The sequence below is a fragment of the Achromobacter sp. FW305-C-13 genome, from assembly GCF_058783475.1.
On the sequence record NZ_JBYSYN010000004.1, the window covers coordinates 285,994 to 302,318 of the forward strand.

Annotated in this window: 17 protein-coding genes; 13 read left to right on the plus strand and 4 right to left on the minus strand. The window is 67.5% G+C overall.

Annotated elements, in window-relative coordinates:
* From AC3WMU_RS24910 to ubiE, 3 genes are all read right to left on the minus strand, one after another.
* The gene (locus AC3WMU_RS24910) at nucleotides 1-639 is read right to left on the minus strand and encodes a ubiquinone biosynthesis accessory factor UbiJ (protein WP_492283104.1); all 639 of its coding nucleotides are present in this window, start codon (nucleotides 637-639) and stop codon (nucleotides 1-3) included.
* A 186-nt stretch (nucleotides 640-825) separates the two neighbouring features.
* Complete coding sequence (locus AC3WMU_RS24915; RefSeq protein WP_088590988.1) at nucleotides 826-1,836, minus strand: Tim44 domain-containing protein; 1,011 nt, start codon at nucleotides 1,834-1,836, stop codon at nucleotides 826-828.
* 178 nt (nucleotides 1,837-2,014) lie between these two features.
* Nucleotides 2,015-2,791 (minus strand): bifunctional demethylmenaquinone methyltransferase/2-methoxy-6-polyprenyl-1,4-benzoquinol methylase UbiE, encoded by a 777-nt coding sequence (gene ubiE / locus AC3WMU_RS24920; protein WP_006227195.1) that lies wholly within the window; start codon nucleotides 2,789-2,791, stop codon nucleotides 2,015-2,017.
* A gap of 162 nt (nucleotides 2,792-2,953) precedes the next feature.
* Here ubiE and phoB point away from each other — a divergent pair, with 162 nt between their 5' ends.
* The 9 genes from phoB (at nucleotide 2,954) to serA (ending at nucleotide 12,116) form a co-directional block, all read left to right on the plus strand.
* Nucleotides 2,954-3,652: a phosphate regulon transcriptional regulator PhoB gene (phoB, locus tag AC3WMU_RS24925; RefSeq protein ID WP_006227196.1), complete on the plus strand. Its 699-nt coding sequence runs from the start codon at nucleotides 2,954-2,956 to the stop codon at nucleotides 3,650-3,652.
* Between the two features lie 12 nt (nucleotides 3,653-3,664).
* Nucleotides 3,665-4,972 (plus strand): phosphate regulon sensor histidine kinase PhoR, encoded by a 1,308-nt coding sequence (gene phoR, locus AC3WMU_RS24930; protein ID WP_035214040.1) that lies wholly within the window; start codon nucleotides 3,665-3,667, stop codon nucleotides 4,970-4,972.
* Nucleotides 4,973-5,028: 56 nt separating this feature from the next.
* Nucleotides 5,029-5,703, plus strand: coding sequence for a heavy metal response regulator transcription factor (locus AC3WMU_RS24935; RefSeq protein WP_006227198.1), 675 nt, complete (start codon nucleotides 5,029-5,031; stop codon nucleotides 5,701-5,703).
* Complete coding sequence (locus AC3WMU_RS24940; RefSeq protein WP_492283105.1) at nucleotides 5,700-7,100, plus strand: heavy metal sensor histidine kinase; 1,401 nt, start codon at nucleotides 5,700-5,702, stop codon at nucleotides 7,098-7,100. Before AC3WMU_RS24935 ends, AC3WMU_RS24940 begins: the two co-directional genes overlap by 4 nt.
* 72 nt (nucleotides 7,101-7,172) lie before the next feature.
* The gene (locus AC3WMU_RS24945) at nucleotides 7,173-7,661 is read left to right on the plus strand and encodes a cupredoxin domain-containing protein (RefSeq protein ID WP_006227200.1); all 489 of its coding nucleotides are present in this window, start codon (nucleotides 7,173-7,175) and stop codon (nucleotides 7,659-7,661) included.
* Between the two features lie 19 nt (nucleotides 7,662-7,680).
* Nucleotides 7,681-9,393 carry a copper resistance system multicopper oxidase gene (locus tag AC3WMU_RS24950; RefSeq protein WP_427939412.1) on the plus strand — a complete coding sequence of 571 codons (1,713 nt, stop codon included), beginning with the start codon at nucleotides 7,681-7,683 and terminating at the stop codon, nucleotides 9,391-9,393.
* 3 nt (nucleotides 9,394-9,396) lie between these two features.
* Nucleotides 9,397-10,326, plus strand: a complete 930-nt coding sequence (locus tag AC3WMU_RS24955) for a copper resistance protein B (RefSeq protein WP_424626644.1) — start codon at nucleotides 9,397-9,399, stop codon at nucleotides 10,324-10,326.
* Nucleotides 10,327-10,362: 36 nt separating this feature from the next.
* Nucleotides 10,363-10,821 (plus strand): DUF411 domain-containing protein, encoded by a 459-nt coding sequence (locus AC3WMU_RS24960; protein WP_492283106.1) that lies wholly within the window; start codon nucleotides 10,363-10,365, stop codon nucleotides 10,819-10,821.
* A gap of 98 nt (nucleotides 10,822-10,919) precedes the next feature.
* Nucleotides 10,920-12,116 carry a phosphoglycerate dehydrogenase gene (serA, locus tag AC3WMU_RS24965; protein ID WP_454676080.1) on the plus strand — a complete coding sequence of 399 codons (1,197 nt, stop codon included), beginning with the start codon at nucleotides 10,920-10,922 and terminating at the stop codon, nucleotides 12,114-12,116.
* Nucleotides 12,117-12,341: 225 nt separating this feature from the next.
* Here the strand turns inward: serA and AC3WMU_RS24970 are convergent, their stop codons facing one another.
* The gene (locus AC3WMU_RS24970) at nucleotides 12,342-13,205 is read right to left on the minus strand and encodes a LysR family transcriptional regulator (protein ID WP_035214059.1); all 864 of its coding nucleotides are present in this window, start codon (nucleotides 13,203-13,205) and stop codon (nucleotides 12,342-12,344) included.
* Nucleotides 13,206-13,348: 143 nt separating this feature from the next.
* Between AC3WMU_RS24970 and AC3WMU_RS24975 the strand changes: the two genes are divergently transcribed.
* The 4 genes from AC3WMU_RS24975 to AC3WMU_RS24990 are packed head-to-tail and all read left to right on the plus strand — an operon-like array spanning nucleotide 13,349 to nucleotide 16,310.
* A complete protein-coding gene (locus AC3WMU_RS24975) occupies nucleotides 13,349-13,780 on the plus strand; it encodes a VOC family protein (RefSeq protein WP_088590995.1) in 432 nt (143 codons plus the stop codon).
* Between the two features lie 24 nt (nucleotides 13,781-13,804).
* Entirely contained in the window at nucleotides 13,805-14,539 is a 735-nt protein-coding gene (gene pxpB, locus AC3WMU_RS24980; RefSeq protein ID WP_492283107.1) for a 5-oxoprolinase subunit PxpB, read from the plus strand.
* Nucleotides 14,536-15,546 carry a 5-oxoprolinase subunit C family protein gene (locus AC3WMU_RS24985; RefSeq protein WP_492283108.1) on the plus strand — a complete coding sequence of 337 codons (1,011 nt, stop codon included), beginning with the start codon at nucleotides 14,536-14,538 and terminating at the stop codon, nucleotides 15,544-15,546. Before pxpB ends, AC3WMU_RS24985 begins: the two co-directional genes overlap by 4 nt.
* Nucleotides 15,543-16,310: a LamB/YcsF family protein gene (locus tag AC3WMU_RS24990; protein WP_492283109.1), complete on the plus strand. Its 768-nt coding sequence runs from the start codon at nucleotides 15,543-15,545 to the stop codon at nucleotides 16,308-16,310. The genes AC3WMU_RS24985 and AC3WMU_RS24990 overlap by 4 nt, the downstream gene beginning before the upstream one ends.
* Nucleotides 16,311-16,325: the final 15 nt, after the last annotated feature.

Below are 16,325 nucleotides of genomic sequence, written 5' to 3' on the forward strand. Positions count from 1 at the left end.
TCAGGCGCCCCGCTTTGCGCTGGCAGCGGCCAGACGGGTTTGGAGGGCGGTGGCCGAACGCGCCAGCGCATCGGCGCGGGTATTCAGTTCGGCCAGGTCCAGGCGCCATTGCTCAAGCGCCGGACGGCCCGCCAGCACGCCGCTTTCTTCCGCCAGGTATTCAGACACATTCTCGGCCAGGCGACGGCCGGCGGTACGCGCGCCGTCAGCCGCGGCCCGGGCGCCGCCCACGATGCGCAGCGCGGCGATATCGCCCACCACGCGGGCCAGGGCGTCTTCCGGGTCCCAGCGCAGTTGCTTGGACAGGTCCGCCACCACTTGCGCCAACGCCGCGTCGCCCGAAATGTGCGTCGCTTCGGCGAAATCGGGTGCCTCGCGGTCCGCGCCCAGGCGCGGCAGGGGCAGCTTTTCCGGGGCGACGGTCAGCGTCACGTCGGGCACCACGGCCGGGTCGGCCTGGGATGCCAAGCCCTCGCTGTCGATCGTCAGGCCCAGCGTGAAGCCCCCCAGCGCAAAACGCACGGTTTTGCCGGCGTGGCGCGCCAGGCGCTCGCGCGCCCAGTCCTCGCGCCTCAACAGGGCGTTGAGCGCGCTGACAGCCAGTCGCGAGGGAGTCGGCAGGAACGAAAAAGGCAGCATGACGGTCTGCAACGGCCCCGGTGCCGGGGGTTGCCGAAGTTAATGGCTAAATCGGGAGTGTAACGGGTTAGATGGGTGCGTGTTTTGCGGAAAGGACATGGAAAAACCGGCCCTTGAAGGGCCGGTTCAAGCAGACGCCTTGCGGCATCCGCAACGGAGGCGGGAATCGGACCCGGCCGGCCAGCCTTAGCTGGCGAGATCCACCGGGATCTGCTGGATGCCGGCCAGCAGCCAGCCGCCATTGGCAGGCTTGAACAGGTTCCAGACTTCTTCGAAACGGAAGGCCTCGGTGCCCGGGGCTTCGCGCAGCATGCCGGAGAAGCGCACGCTGGCCAGGTGGCCGTCGGACACGGTCTCGATACCCAGCATTTCGGCGTTCAGCAGGACCACTTCGGTCTTGTTGGGCGCGGCGCCGCGCTCGGCCAGTTGCGGCTTGAGCTCGGTAATCAGGTCGTCGGTCAGGAAGTCGCGCAGGCCATCGGTGCTACCGCTGTCCCACACGGCCTGGATACGGACGAACTGCTCCTTGGCCTGCTTCAGGAAGTTGGGCGTGTCGAAATCACCCGGCACGAACCAGTTGTTGTCTTCACCGGCCTTCGGCAGCACGGCCGGAGGAGCCACGGGCGCGGCGGCCACGGGTGCGGCAGCAGCGGCCGGCGCGGCGGCGGCCGGCTTCAGCGCTTCACGCCACATGGGCTGCTGTTGCTGGCCCGGCGCGTTGTTGGCGCCGTTGAAGGCACCTTGCGTCGCGGTGCGCGGCGCGGCGCCACGCAGGCGGCGGATGATGAACATGACGGCGAACACGACCGCGGCGATCAGCAGCGCGGAGCCGAGGAATTCGGCGAACGCGCCCGACAGGCCCATGCTGGACAGCAGGGCGGCGATGCCCAGGCCAGCGGCGATGCCGGCGATGGGGCCGAGCCAGCGCGACGCGCCGCTCTTGGCGGCGGCGCCCGCGGCGCCGGCCGTCGCTGCGCCGGCGGCTGCCGGAGCGGCGGTGGCGCCTGCCGTATTGTTCGCCGCAGCCGGAGGCGTCGTGGCCTGGCGTTGCTGGGTCACATTGGAGGATTGACGGCCGACGCTGCTGCCGCCGCCTGCACGACGGGCTTCGGCGTCAAAAGACGCCGTCACCAACGCCGCGCCGGAGATGGCGATGAGCGCCGCGGCGACAAACCGCGAAAAACAGAATTTGGTCATAGAGTTTGCTCCCTCGTACTCGCGCCCCCGCTGCCCCGAGCAGCGGGGAGTCCCACGGACAGCGGGACCATAGTCGCGACTTTTCTTACAGTAATCTGAATGACGTAAGAATAACGGACAAGACGCCAGCCCACAAGTTCCCCGTGGGGTGACGAAACATCCTATGGACAGGCCGGGTTCAGCCCAGGCGCACACCCTCGTGCAGCGCGGCAATGCCGGCGGTCAGGTTGAAGTACTGCACCCGGTCCAGGCCGGCAGTACGCAGCATGTCGGCCAGGGTTTCCTGGTCGGGATGCATGCGGATGGATTCCGCCAGGTAACGGTAGCTGGCTTCGTCGTTGGCGATCTTCTTGCCCAGCCACGGCAGCACGTTGAACGAATACCAGTCGTAGGCGGGCGACAGCGGCTTGGCCACCCGCGAGAACTCCAGCACCAGCAGCTTGCCACCCGGCTTGAGCACGCGGGCCATTTCTGCCAGGGCACGGTCCTTGTGGGTCATGTTGCGCAGGCCGAAGGCCACGCTGACCCGATCGAAGTACCCCGTGGGAAACGGCAGGCGCTCGGCGTCGCAGACGGCGGTGGGAAGCAGCAGGCCCGCGTCGGTCAGGCGGTCGCGGCCCACGCGCAGCATGGAATCGTTGATGTCGGTCAGCCAGACTTCACCCGTGGGGCCGGCGCGCTTGGCAAAGGCCTTGGCCAGGTCGCCCGTGCCGCCGGCAATGTCCAGCACCTTCATGCCGGGGCGGATGGCCGCGCGGCCGATGGTGAAGGCTTTCCAGACGCGGTGCAGGCCGGCGGACATGAAATCGTTCATGACGTCGTAGCGCTGGGCGACGGAATGGAAGACTTCAGCGACTTTGCGGGCTTTTTCGCCTTCCGGCACCGTCTGGAAGCCGAAATGCGTGGATTGCGAATTGGAATCCGCGGAATGTTGCGATTCGGAGGGGTTTTGCATGGTGAATTCCCGATATATCGTTCAATGGTAGCCTATCGGGCACCCGGCGGCGGCCACAGAACCTGCCCCGGCAGCACCCTGCGGTCACATACCTGAAATATTGCGGCCATACTATCGCAATGTTCGCGCCGCGCCGGCGCTCCGAAGTGTGCCAAATTCGCCATGTCCAGCACTATCCTCGTTGTCGAAGACGAACCCGCAATCCAGGAACTGATCGCCGTCAACCTGTCTTTCGCGGGGCACAAAGTGTTGCGCGCCTTCGACGCCGACCAGGCCCAGACCTTGATCCGCGCCGAACTCCCCGATCTGATCCTGCTGGATTGGATGCTGCCCGGCACGTCCGGCCTGGCCATGGCGCGCAAGCTGCGCAACGACGAGCGCACCCGCGCCGTCCCGGTCATCATGCTGACCGCCAAGGGTTCCGAGCAGGACAAGGTGGACGGCCTGGAGGCCGGCGCCGACGACTACATCACCAAGCCTTTCTCGCCCAAAGAGCTGATGGCCCGCATCAAGGCCGTGCTGCGCCGCCGCGCGCCCCAGCTGACCGACGACGTGATCGACGTGGGCGGCCTGAAGCTGGATCCGGTGACGCATCGCCTGTCCGGCAACAGCCAGTCGCTGCAGATCGGCCCCACCGAGTTCCGCCTGCTGCACTTCTTCATGACCCACCCCGAGCGCGTGTTCTCGCGCTCGCAACTGCTGGACCAGGTCTGGGGCGACCACGTGTTCGTTGAAGAACGCACCGTGGACGTCCATATCCGCCGCCTGCGCAAGGCCCTGGAACCCAGCGGCCACGACGCGCACGTGGAAACCGTGCGCGGCAGCGGCTACCGGTTTACGGCACAGCTCCCGACGCGGTAAAACTCCCGCACGATGATCTGGCTGCGCACACTTTTCCTGGTCGCCCTGTGGGCGGTGGTTTCATTACTGGCGCAATGGCTCATAGGAGACCCGTTGGGCTGGATAGTGTTTTCGGCCGCGCTGACCGCCATGCTGCTTTGGCGCAGCTGGAGGCTGACGCTGGTCTCCCATTGGGCCAACCACCCGGACACCTCTCCCCCCGCCTCCGTCGGGCCCTGGGACGACATCCTCGCCCCCCTCTACCGCTACACCCGCGCCCGTGCCCGCGAACTGGCCGAAACCCGCGACACCATGCAAGGCATGCTGGCCGCTGCCCAGGCCTTGCCGGACGGCGCAGTCACCCTGAACGCCGACTTCCAGATCGACTGGTGCAACCGCATGGCGCGCCAGCACCTGGGCCTGCGCCTGCCGGCCGACCGCGGCCATAACCTGTTGAACCTGCTGCGCGCGCCGGAGTTCGTGGAATATGCGCACCGGCCTGCCTGGCCTGAGCCGATCCTGGTGCGCCTGGGCCAGAACGGCCAGGAACGCCTGATGATGATGCAGTTGACGGCATACGCCAGCAATCAGCGCCTGCTCATCACCCGGGACGTCACGCAGATCGAACGCCTGGAAACCACGCGCCGCGACTTCGTGGCCAACGTCTCGCACGAACTGCGCACGCCGCTGACCGTGCTGGCGGGGTTCCTGGAAACGCTGCGCGACATGCCGGCCGACGCCCTGCCCGAAGAACAGCGGGCGCAGTACATCGACATGATGCACGAGCAGGCCCAGCGCATGCAGGCCATCGTGGAAGACCTGCTGACCTTGTCCACGCTGGAATCGTCGCCGGGCAGCGACCCGCGCGCCATCAATATGGGCGCGCTGCTGCAGAAGGCGCGCCAGCAGATCGAGGCGCTGTCGGGCGGACGCCATGTTCTGGAGTGGCACATCGACGACACGCTGGACGTGCTGGGCGCCGAAACCGAGCTGACCTCCGCGCTGTCGAACCTGCTGACCAACGCCGTGCGCTACACGCCGGACGGCGGCACGATCACCGTGCGCTGGGAACGCGAAGCCGACGGCGGCGCGCGCTACAGCGTGCAGGACACGGGCATCGGCATTCCCGCACGCCACCTGCCACGCCTGACCGAACGCTTCTACCGCGTGGACCGCGGCCGCTCGCGCGCCGTGGGCGGCACGGGCCTGGGCCTGGCGATCACCAAGCACATCGCCATGCGCCACGACGCCGAACTGCTCATCACCAGCGAACCGGGCAAGGGCAGCGTCTTCGCGCTGCGCTTCCCCGCCGAGCGCATCGCCATCGACGAGCCCGCGTAAACGTTGCCACGTTGGAACCCTCCGCGCCGTCCGGCGCGGATGGTAAATTCCGGGCCATGCGCATCCTGGTCATCGAAGACGAACCCAAACTGGCCGACTACCTGAAGAAGGGACTGTCGGAACAAAGCCATGTCGTGGACCTAGCCCGCGACGGCGTGGACGGCCTGCATCTGGCGCTGGAAGGCGAATACGACCTGATCGTGCTGGACGTGATGCTGCCGGGCGTCGATGGCTTCGGCATCCTGGCGTCCGTCCGCGCGCAGAAAGACACCCCCATCCTGATGCTGACTGCGCGCGACGCGGTGGAAGACCGCGTGCGCGGCCTGGAAGGCGGCGCCGACGACTACCTGGTCAAGCCCTTCGCGTTTTCGGAATTGCTGGCGCGCGTGCAGGCGCTGCTGCGCCGCGGTCGCACGCAAGAGCCCACCTTGCTGCGCCTGGCCGACCTGGAGCTGGATCTGGCGCGCCGGCGTGCCCAGCGCGGCGGCCGCCGGCTGGACCTGACCGCCAAGGAATTCAGCCTGCTGGCGCTGCTGCTGCGCCGCCAGGGCCAAGTGCTGTCGCGCACCACGCTGGCCGAACAGGTCTGGGACATGAACTTCGACAGCGACACCAACGTCATCGACGTCGCGGTACGCCGCCTGCGCAGCAAACTGGATGATCCGTTCGACGCGAAGCTGCTGCACACCGTGCGCGGGATGGGTTACGTGCTGGAGTCACGTCCCGAATGAAGCCGCCGCGCGTGCGTTCGATGCAGGCGCGGCTGACCCTGTTGCTGGGCGCCATCGCGCTGCTGGTCTCCAGCCTGGCCGGCGCCACCTTGTTCTGGGCGCTCAAGCGCGAAGTCGAGCGCCAGGAAATCACCGAGGTCAACGGCAAGCTGGAACTGATCGACCACCTGATCGACATGCAGAACAGCGCCAGCGGCCTGCAAGACCTGGCCGCCACGTTCGACGAGATGCGCGCCGGCCAGGGCCAGCTGGGCATCTGGATCGTGGACGCCCAGGGCAAGGCCGTCTATGGCGGCCCTGCCCCCGAAACGCTGGACACCGTGGACGGCAAGCAGGTCGTCCTGCAGGCGGCGGACGGCGGACGGATGCGAGGCCTGCGGGTCGCCATGAACGACCGCATCCTGCCGGGCGCGCAACTGACCGTGGCGGTCAGCACGCGTACCAGTTCGCAGTTTCTGTATGCCTACGGCACGGCCCTGGTGCTGATCTGCGCGCTATGGATAGGCGCGACGGTAGTGCTGGCCGCCTGGGCCGTGCGCCGCAGCATGGCGCCCACGCGCCGGCTGTCGGAGCAGGCCGCGCGCATCCAGCCCGACAACCTGGCGCGGCGCCTGCCGCTGGAAGACACCGACCGCGAACTGTACGAACTGGTGCGTTCGTTCAACCGCACGCTGGAGCGCCTGCAGACGGCCTACCAGCAGATGGAAGGTTTCAATGCCGACGTCGCGCACGAGCTGCGCACGCCGCTGGCCACGCTCATCAACGGCGCCCAGGTCATGCTGTCGTCGCCGCGAGACGCCGCTGAATTGCGCGACGCCCTGGAATCCAATCTGGAAGAGCTTGAAGACCTGAAAAAGCTGGTCAACGACATGCTGTTCCTGGCGCGCGCGGACCGCGGCGAACTGGCCGCCGACCTGGCCCCGGTGTCGCTCGCCGCCGAGGCCCGGCGCGTGGCCGAATACTACGAAGCCACGCTGGAGGAACATGGCGTGCGCCTGCGCTGCGAAGGCGACGCCACGGTGACCGCCAATTCCGGCCTGGTGCGCCGCGCCCTGGCCAACCTGATCTCCAACGCCATCAAGGCCACGCCCGCGGGTCACGACATCGTGCTGCGCTGCTCGGGGTCGCCGTCGGGCGCGCGGGTGGAAGTGCAGAACCCCGGTGCGCCCATTCCGCCCGCCGACCTGCCCCGCATTTTCGACCGCTTCTTCCGGTCGGGCCAGACACGCGCGCCGCGCAGCGAAGGCCACGGCCTGGGCCTGGCCATCGTGCGCGCCATCGCCCGCATGCACGGCGGCGACGTGGACGCGGTGTCCGATGCCCGCGGCACGATCGTGGGCATCACCTTGCGCGGGCCCGTGCCGCCGGCAGCCTCCGGGAACATTACAAAACCGTAATCCGGACGACAGAATCGGGTCACCCCGGCTTTCCTACAGTGTCATCACGATCCCCCCTTTCCAAGGATTCTCGTGAAAGACACCCTGATCCGCTTCACCCAAGCCGCCGCGCTGGCCCTGCTGGTCGCCGGCGCCGCGCAAGCCGCGGGCGAGCACGCCGGCCACGGCATGTCCATGCCGGCCGCGTCCACGCCCATCGGCAAGCCGGGCGACGCCGCCCGCGCCACGCGCACCATCGATGTCGACATGACTGACGCCATGCGCTTCACGCCCGACCGCATCGAGGTCAAGGCGGGCGAGACCGTGCGCATCAACGTGCGCAATTCGGGAAAGATCCGCCACGAGCTGGTGCTGGGCACCGACGCCGACCTGAAGGCGCACTACGACATGATGATGAAAGACCCCGGCATGCGCCACGAAGAGGCGAACGCGGTGTCGCTGGACGCGGGCAAGACCGGCCAGATCGTCTGGCGCTTCGACAAGGCGGGCACGGTGTCCTTCGGCTGCCTCGAACCGGGCCACTACAGCGCCGGCATGAAGGGAGCGGTGTCGGTGCTTTGATGCCCGACGCCTTTCTTCCATGAGCACCCTTCCCCCGCTTGCCCGCCGCCGTTTCGTGCAGGGCCTGGCCGCCGGCGGCGCGCTGGCCGCTCTTGGCGGCTGGCGCGCCGCGTTGGCCTCGCCCGCGCCCGCCAACGAATTGCGCGGTTCCGAATTCCATCTGGAGATCGGCGAAACGCCCGTGAACTTCACGGGCGCCGCCCGCATCGGCACCACCGTCAACGGCCAACTGCCCGCCCCCCTCCTGCGTTGGCGCGAAGGCGACACGGTGACCCTGCACGTCACCAACCGGCTGCGTGAGCAGACCTCCATCCACTGGCACGGCATCCTGCTGCCGACCGAGATGGACGGCGTGCCGGGCCTGAGCTTTCCCGGCATCGATCCGGGCCAGACGTTTACTTACCGCTTCGCGGTGCGCCAAAGCGGTACGTACTGGTATCACAGCCATTCGGGCTTTCAAGAGCAAACCGGCCTGTACGGCGCCATCGTCATCGATCCACGCCGCCGCGATCCCATCGCATCCGATCGCGACTACACGGTGCTGCTGTCGGACTGGACGGACGAAGACCCGATGCGGCTCTTCAACAAGCTCAAGGTGATGCCCGAGTACTACAACCGCATCCAGCCCAGCGTCCAGAGCCTGGCCGCGGACGCGCAGGAACGCGGCTGGCGCGCCGCGCTCTCTGAACGGCTGATGTGGGAACAGATGCGCATGACGCCGACGGACCTGGCGGACGTGTCCGGCGCCACCTACACCTACCTGACCAACGGCGCCACGCCCGCGGGCAACTGGACCGGATTGTTCAAGCCGGGCGAACGCATCCGGCTGCGCTTCATCAACGGGTCGGCAATGACGTACTTCGACGTGCGCATCCCCGGCCTGAAGATGACGGTGGTGGCCGCCGACGGCCAGGACGTGCGGCCCGTGGACGTGGAGGAATTCCGGATCGGCGTGGCCGAAACCTATGACGTGATCGTCGAACCGCAGGACGAGCGCGCCTACACGATCTTCTCTCAGGCGATGGACCGTTCGGGCTTTGCCCGCGCCACGCTGGCGCCGCGCGCCGGCATGCAGGCCGACGTGCCCGCGCTGGACCGCGTGCAATTGCTCGGCATGATGGACATGGGCATGGCGCATGACATGGGCAGCATGCCCGGCATGGACCACGGCAGCCACGGGGCTGCACCCGCGGGGCAAGGCGGCATGGTCGAGGTCAAACACCCCTACCCGACCGAGCGCGGCGTCAGCAATTCCATGCTGCCAGACGTGGTGTCGACGCGGCTGGATGACCCGGGCGTGGGGCTGCGCGACAACGGCCGGCGCGTGCTGACCTACGCAGACCTGCACTCCATCCGCGAACCCGAGGACAACCGCGCGCCGTCCCGTGAAATCGAACTGCACCTGACGGGCAACATGGAACGCTACATGTGGTCATTCAACGGCGTGAATTTCTCAGACGCCAAGCCCATCGTGCTGCGCTATGGCGAACGCGTGCGCTTCGTGCTGGTCAACGACACCATGATGACGCACCCGATCCATCTACACGGGTTGTGGAGCGACCTGGAGTCGCCCGACGGCGCCTTCCAGGTGCGCAAGCACACGATCACCCTCAATCCGGCGCAACGGCTGAGCTATCGCGTCAGCGCCGATGCACGCGGGCACTGGGCTTACCACTGCCACCTGCTGTATCACATGGAGGCCGGCATGTTCAGAGCGGTCGTGGTGGAGTAAGCGATGACGACGCAACGCAACCTGCTGGGCGCCTGCGCCCTTGCCCTGACACTGGGCGCCGCCGGCGCCCACGCGCAACCCGCGGCCATGGATCACGGCGCGATGGACCATTCCAGCATGCCCCGCATGGATCACGGTGCCATGAGCCCCGCGCCGGCGCCTGCCGCCATGGATCACGCCGCGATGGGGCATGGCGCCGCCCCCGCCTCGGACGCGCCGCCCATCGGCAGCCTGCCGACGAGCGATGGCGCGGGCGAACGCGGCTACGACAGCTACGGCATCCACCCCCACATGATGGACAACGCGTCCACCTGGCAAGTGCTGTTCGACAAGTTCGGCGTCACGCGCAACCGCGACGGCGAAAACGCCCTGGACTGGGACGGCCGCTTCTGGGTCGGCTCGGCCACCGACCGCCTGCTTATCAAGAGCGAAGGCGAACGCGAAAACGGCGGCGGCTCGGACGGCAAGGTAGAAGCCTTCTGGAGCCACGCCGTAGCGCCCTTCTGGGACCTGCAGCTGGGCGCCCGCCGGGACATCGGCACCGGCCCCAAGCGCAACTGGGCCGCCGTCGGCATCGAAGGCCTGCTGCCCTACAACATCGAACTGGAGACCACCGCCTATGTGGGATCGTCCGGCCGCACGGCGCTGGCGGTGAAGGCCGAATACGACCTGTTGCTGACCCAGCGCCTGATATTCACACCGGAACTCGAGGCCAGCCTGTACGGCAAGCGCGACCCCGAACGCGGCATCGGATCGGGCCTGTCGACAGGGTCGCTCTCTTTGCGGCTACGCTATGAGGTCACGCGGGAGTTCGCCCCTTACGTCGGCGTCTCCTTTGAACGGAAGTTCGGCCAGACCGCCAGCTATGCGTCGGACGCCGGAGCCAGCCGGTCCCAGACGGCCGTCATGGCGGGCGTCCGGTTCTGGTTCTGACCCGGCGCCACGCCCCTCATATCAATAAGGAGCCTCATGAACATTTCCCGTATCACGCGCCGCCTGGCCCTGGCCGCGGCCCTTTGCGCCCCCGCCTTCGCCACCGCGCAAACACCCGCCAAGGTCGAAGTCTGGAAGACGCCCACCTGCGGCTGCTGCGAAGACTGGGTCAAGCACATGCGCGACAACGGCTTTGCCGTCACCACGCACGATGTGCAGGACACCGGCCCCATCCGCCGCAACGCGGGCATGGCCGATTACGGATCGTGCCATACCGCGGTGGTGGACGGCTATGCGCTGGAAGGCCACGTGCCCGCCAGCGACGTGCGCCGCCTGCTCTTGGAAAAGCCTGACGCCGCCGGCCTGGCCGCCCCGGGCATGCCGCTGGGCTCGCCTGGCATGGACGGCCCCGAATACGGCGGCCGCAAGACGCCGCACGACGTGCTGCTGGTGGACAAGCGGGGCGGGGCCAAGGTTTTCCAGGCGTACCGCTGAAACAATTCATCCACACCGCCCCAATGGCTACTCCTTGCACTGCAGCAAAAATGCGCCACAATAAATAAAACGCATTCTTCACCCACCCCTTGGCAGTCATGGCAAAAATCGTCCTGTTCGAGAACATCCATCCGAGCGCGCGCGCGGTCTTCGAAGCCGCCGGCTACACCGACATCGTCACGCACGCCGCGGCCCTGCCGCCGGCGCAAATGCAGGAAGCCCTGCGTGGCGTGCACGTGGCGGGGATCCGTTCTCGCACGCACCTGGACGCCGCCTTGCTGTCCAGCCCGGACCTGCGCGTCGTGGGCTGCTTCTGCATCGGCACCAACCAGGTCGACCTGGATTCCGCCATGCAGCGCGGCGTCCCGGTGTTCAACGCGCCGTTCTCCAACACCCGCTCGGTCGCCGAGCTGGTGCTGGGCGAAGCCATCCTGCTGCTGCGCCGGATTCCGGAAAAGAATGCGCGCGTGCATCTGGGCCACTGGGATAAAAGCGCCTCGGGCGCCTTTGAAACCCGCGGCAAGACGCTGGGCATCGTGGGCTACGGCAATATCGGTTCGCAGATCAGCACCCTGGCCGAAGGCCTGGGCATGCGCGTCATCTATCACGACGTGGAAGCCAAGCTGCCGCTGGGCAACGCCCGCCCCGCCGGGACACTCAACGACCTGCTGGAGCAGGCGGACGTGGTGACGCTGCATGTGCCGGGCGGCAAGTCCACCGAAAACATCATGAACGCGGAAACGATCGGCCGCATGCGGCGCGGCGCGATCCTGATCAACGCCTCGCGCGGCACGGTGGTGGACATCGACGCCCTGCACGCCGCCTTGAAGTCCGGTCACCTGGCCGGCGCCGCGCTGGACGTGTTCCCCACCGAGCCCAAGGGCGCGGACGAACCGCTGGCCAGCCCGCTGATCGGCCTGCCCAACGTCATCCTGACCCCGCACATCGGCGGCAGCACGCAGGAATCGCAAGAGAACATCGGCCGCGAAGTGGCCGAGAAGCTGGTGCGCTTCATGCAGGCCGGCACGACCAAGGGCGCGGTCAACTTCCCCGAACTGCCCTACCTGGAGCCGGCCGGCGCCACGCGCATCCTGCACGTGCACCGCAACGCCCCGGGCGCGCTCGGCACGCTGGACAACCTGATGGCGCAGCACGGCCTGAACATTGTCAGCCAAACCCTGCAGACCAAGGGCCAGATCGGCTACGTGATCACCGACGTGGAAGGCCAGGTCGACGACGTGGTGATGGCCACGCTGCGCAACCACCCCATCACGGTCCGCTGCGACCGGCTGTAGGATGGGTGAAGCGCGGGAGTCCTGATGCAAGGACTCCGCTTTCGAACGCGCGTAACCCATCAAGCGGCGGTTGTGTTCTGGCTGAATCAGATAAGAAATGCGGCGCCGCTTGATGGGTTACGCGCGCCAGGCATCCGGGTTCTTGGCCGGATGATCTCGCGCTCCACCCATCCTACGTCCACGCCGTGAATTCTCCATCGGCGCAGCACCCGCAGAGCGGCGCCGCTAGTCGGCCGCCGCCGCCATCAGGCATTCCGCCATTTTTTCGCGCACGCTGCCCGCGTCGAACGGCAGGCGGCCGATGATGCCGATTTCGCGGTGGAAGGCCTGTTCGCCCAGCGGCACAAGCCGCAGGCCCGTCATGTCCAGGCGCCGCAGTTTCGGCAGCAGGGCCACGCCCAGGCCGTGGCGCACCATGTTGGCGATGGCCTCGATCTCATCCAGCTCCACCGCCTCGTGCACGTTCAGTCGGTGCTTTTTCAAGAAAATATCTACCACCCGCCCGCCAAACGACGCCCGGTCGTAGCGGATGAACGGTTGCGCGGCCAGCAGTTCGCGCCAGGGCGCGTCCGGCAAGGATGCCGGCACGGCCAGCATCACGGGCTCGCTCAGCAGGCGGTGCCAGCCCAGCTCGGGCGGCAGCGTGAACGGCGGGCGGATCAGCACGGCCATATCCACTTCGCCGGCATCCACTTGCCCCAGCAGCGATAGCGACACGCCGGGCACGATGCGCACCCGCACCTCCGGGTAGACGGCCCGGAAACGCCCCAGCGCGTCCACCAGCAGGTCCTGCTGCACTGAGGCGATGGCGCCGATGCGCAAGGACCCGCTGACCTGTCCCGCCCCCGCCGTCGTGACCATGCGTTCGGCCATCGCGACCAGCTCTTCGGCCTGCGCCAGCATCTCGCGGCCATGGGCGTTCAGCACGGCGGCCCGCGCCCCGCGGTCGAAAAGCTCGACGCCCAGGTATTCCTCCAGGCGCTTGATCTGGGCGCTGACCGCCGACTGCGTCAGGCCCAGATGGGTGCCTGCGCCGGTGAATGTCCCGTCTCGCGCCACGGCGATGAAGGTTTTGAACTCTTTGATCACGATCAATATTTTTGATGCTAAGGCACAAAAAATATCGTTTTTCAATCAAAAAAACAATACCTAAACTATGGCCTGGTGCTAAAAGCCGTCCGCCACCGCGGCAGCCGCAAGCCATCACCTTTTTGAACGCCCCGGAGTTTTTCATGACCGCCCAAACCAATCTGCCGCCGTTCCACCTGGCCTTCCCGGTCCGCGACCTGGCCGAAGCCCGCGCCTTCTACGGCGAAAAGCTGGGCTGTCCGGAGGGCCGCAGCTCGCCCGAATGGATCGACTTCAACTTCTACGGCCACCAGATCGTCGCCCACCTGGCGCCCAGCGAATGCGGCCACAAGGCCACCAGTGCCGTGGACTCGCACAACGTGCCGGTTCGCCATTTCGGCGCCGTGCTTTCCATGGAACAATGGGAAGCCATGTCCAAGCGCCTGATCGACGCAGGCACCGAATTCGTCATCGAGCCCTACATCCGCTTCAAGGGCGAAGTGGGCGAGCAGGCCACGATGTTCTTCCTGGATCCGTCGGGCAACGCGCTGGAGTTCAAGGCCTTCAAGAACATGGATTCCTTGTTCGCCAAGTAATCCTCCCCTAGAGGTTTCGCGCCGTTGAACGCTCTTTCAGAACCCCCTTCTCCGGCCGAAACCCCATGGCGCATCCTGCCTCAGGGCGACCGCTGCCTGATCATTTCCTTCGGTGACCGGATCGACGCCGCGATCGGCAGGACCTGTCTGGCCGCGGCGCGCAAACTGCGCGACGCGCGATTGCCCGGCGTCACCGATGTGGTGCCCTCGTTCGTCGCGGTGGCGGTGCATTACCGGCCCGACGGGCTGGGCAACGGCCCCACCTGTGCCAGCCTGACGGCCCGCATCGGCGCCTTGCTGGCCGACGGCGTCACGGCCGACGCCCTGGACGGCCGCCAGATCGACGTCCCCGTCTGCTACGGCGGCGAGCACGGCCCCGACCTGCCCGACGTGTCGCGCGCGGCCGGCGTGACGCCAGACGACATCATCGCCCTGCACAGCCAACCCCGCAGCATGGTGTTCATGCTGGGCTTTGCGCCGGGCCACGCCTACCTGGGCGTGCACGACGAAAAACTGAATATCCCGCGCCGCCCCTCGCCTCGCACTGCGGTGCCCACCGGCGCCGTGGCAGTGGCCAACCGGCAGACCGTGATCTACCCGAACCGGCTCCCCGGCGGCTGGAACATCATCGGCGCCACGCCGTTGACGCTGTTCGACCCCGCCCGCGAGCCCGCCTCCCTGCTTCAACCCGGTGATTCGGTCCGATTCGTGCCGATCAGCCCGCAGGAATTCGACCGCATCCGGGAAGCCCGGCCATGAGCGTGACCGTGATCAAGCCCGGCATGCTGTCCAGCTTCCAGGACCGCGGCCGCAACGGCTACCAGCATGAAGGCATCCCCGCCGCTGGCGCCATGGACGAACGCGCGCACCGCCTGGCCAACGCCCTGGCGGGCAACGCCGACGACCCGGCCACGCTGGAAATGACCCTGATCGGCCCCACGCTGCGTTTTGACGCGCCCGCATGCTTCGCGCTGGCTGGCGCCGACCTGGGCGCGACCCTCAATGGCCAGGACATCCCGGTACACCGCCCGCTGGTGGCCCACGCGGGCGATACCCTCGCCTTCGGCGCCCGCCCGGCCGTGGGCGCGCGCGGCTATCTGGCGGTGCACGGCGGCTTTGCGCTGCCCGCCGTCATGGGCAGCGAAACCACCTACCTGCGCAGCGGCTTCGGCGGATTCCAGGGCCGCGCGCTGGCCAAAGGCGACCAGATCTCGCTGCGCGCGCCGCTCACCGAACACGACCTGGATGCGCTGCAGTCGGCGCTATGGGATATCGGCGCCTATCTGCCCGGCACGCTGCGCGGCCAGCGCCGCGGCGCCATCCGTTTCCTGCCGGGCAGGCACTGGGACGCATTTTCGGCTGCCGCGCGGCAGGCTTTCACCGACGCGGAATTCCGCATCAGCCCCCAATCCGACCGCATGGGCTACCGCTTGCTGGGCCCGGCGCTGTCCATGGACACGCCGCGCCAGATGCTGTCGGAAGCTGCCAGTTTCGGCACCGTGCAGGTGCCTGCAGGCGGCGAAGCCATCATCCTCATGGCCGACCGGCAGACCACGGGCGGCTATCCCAAGATTGCGCAGATCGCCACCGTGGATCTGCCCGCGCTGGCGCAGTGCGCGCCCGGCCAGGCCCTGCGCTTCCAGCTGATCGAACTGGACGAGGCGCAACGCCTGGACGGCGAGCGCGAACACGCATTCACCCAACTGCAAGTGGCGCTGGAGCCTCTACGCGCGCTGCTGGCCCCGGCAACAAGGAAACCGCAATGACCTCCCGCATCGATATGAACTGCGACATGGGCGAAAGCTATGGCGCCTGGACCATGGGCAACGACGCGGCGGTGCTGCAATACGTCAGCTCCGCCAACATTGCCTGTGGCTTTCACGGTGGCGATCCCGCCACCATGCGCAAGACGGTCGCGGCGGCGTTGAAGCAGGGCGTAGCGCTAGGCGCGCATCCCAGCCTGCAGGACCTGGCGGGGTTTGGCCGCCGCGTCATCCAGATCACGCCGGACGAAGCGTATGACATCGTGGTGTACCAGATCGGCGCGCTGGCCGGCGTGGCGGCCTCGCAAGGCGCGCGGCTGCACCATGTGAAGGCGCACGGCGCGCTGTACAACATGGCCGCCCGCGACGAGGGCCTGTCGCGCGCCATCTGCCAGGCGGTCAAGGATGTGGACGCCTCGCTGATCCTGTACGGACTGGCGGGCAGCAAGCTGATCGACGCGGCGCTTGCCATCGGCCTTGCAGCCGCCAGCGAGGTGTTCGCCGACCGCTCCTACCAGGACGATGGTTCGCTGACGCCGCGCACGCGCGCCGGCGCCATGATCGAAGACCTTGACCGCGCGGTGGCGCAAGTGCTGGGGATGGTGCGCGAAGGCAAGGTGCGTTCCATCGACGGGCGCGACGTGCCCGTCCAGGCCGACACGCTCTGCATCCATGGCGACCAGCCCAACGCGCTGCTGTTCGCCGACGGCATCCGCCAGGCATTGGAACAAGCGGGCATCGAGGTCCGCACGCCAGCCCGGGTTTGAATCCCGCCGGCCGGC

Bases quoted from the DNA above. Each gene is read 5' to 3' on its own strand.
- AC3WMU_RS24910 (WP_492283104.1), bottom strand. From the start codon at position 639: ATGCTGCCTTTTTCGTTCCTGCCGACTCCCTCGCGACTGGCTGTCAGC.
- AC3WMU_RS24990 (WP_492283109.1), top strand. From the start codon at position 15,543: ATGACCTCCCGCATCGATATGAACTGCGACATGGGCGAAAGCTATGGC.
- AC3WMU_RS24950 (WP_427939412.1), top strand. From the start codon at position 7,681: ATGAGCACCCTTCCCCCGCTTGCCCGCCGCCGTTTCGTGCAGGGCCTG.
- AC3WMU_RS24935 (WP_006227198.1), top strand. From the start codon at position 5,029: ATGCGCATCCTGGTCATCGAAGACGAACCCAAACTGGCCGACTACCTG.
- AC3WMU_RS24955 (WP_424626644.1), top strand. From the start codon at position 9,397: ATGACGACGCAACGCAACCTGCTGGGCGCCTGCGCCCTTGCCCTGACA.
- ubiE (WP_006227195.1), bottom strand. From the start codon at position 2,791: ATGCAAAACCCCTCCGAATCGCAACATTCCGCGGATTCCAATTCGCAA.
- AC3WMU_RS24975 (WP_088590995.1), top strand. From the start codon at position 13,349: ATGACCGCCCAAACCAATCTGCCGCCGTTCCACCTGGCCTTCCCGGTC.
- AC3WMU_RS24960 (WP_492283106.1), top strand. From the start codon at position 10,363: ATGAACATTTCCCGTATCACGCGCCGCCTGGCCCTGGCCGCGGCCCTT.
- serA (WP_454676080.1), top strand. From the start codon at position 10,920: ATGGCAAAAATCGTCCTGTTCGAGAACATCCATCCGAGCGCGCGCGCG.
- AC3WMU_RS24940 (WP_492283105.1), top strand. From the start codon at position 5,700: ATGAAGCCGCCGCGCGTGCGTTCGATGCAGGCGCGGCTGACCCTGTTG.
- AC3WMU_RS24915 (WP_088590988.1), bottom strand. From the start codon at position 1,836: ATGACCAAATTCTGTTTTTCGCGGTTTGTCGCCGCGGCGCTCATCGCC.
- phoB (WP_006227196.1), top strand. From the start codon at position 2,954: ATGTCCAGCACTATCCTCGTTGTCGAAGACGAACCCGCAATCCAGGAA.
- AC3WMU_RS24985 (WP_492283108.1), top strand. From the start codon at position 14,536: ATGAGCGTGACCGTGATCAAGCCCGGCATGCTGTCCAGCTTCCAGGAC.
- phoR (WP_035214040.1), top strand. From the start codon at position 3,665: ATGATCTGGCTGCGCACACTTTTCCTGGTCGCCCTGTGGGCGGTGGTT.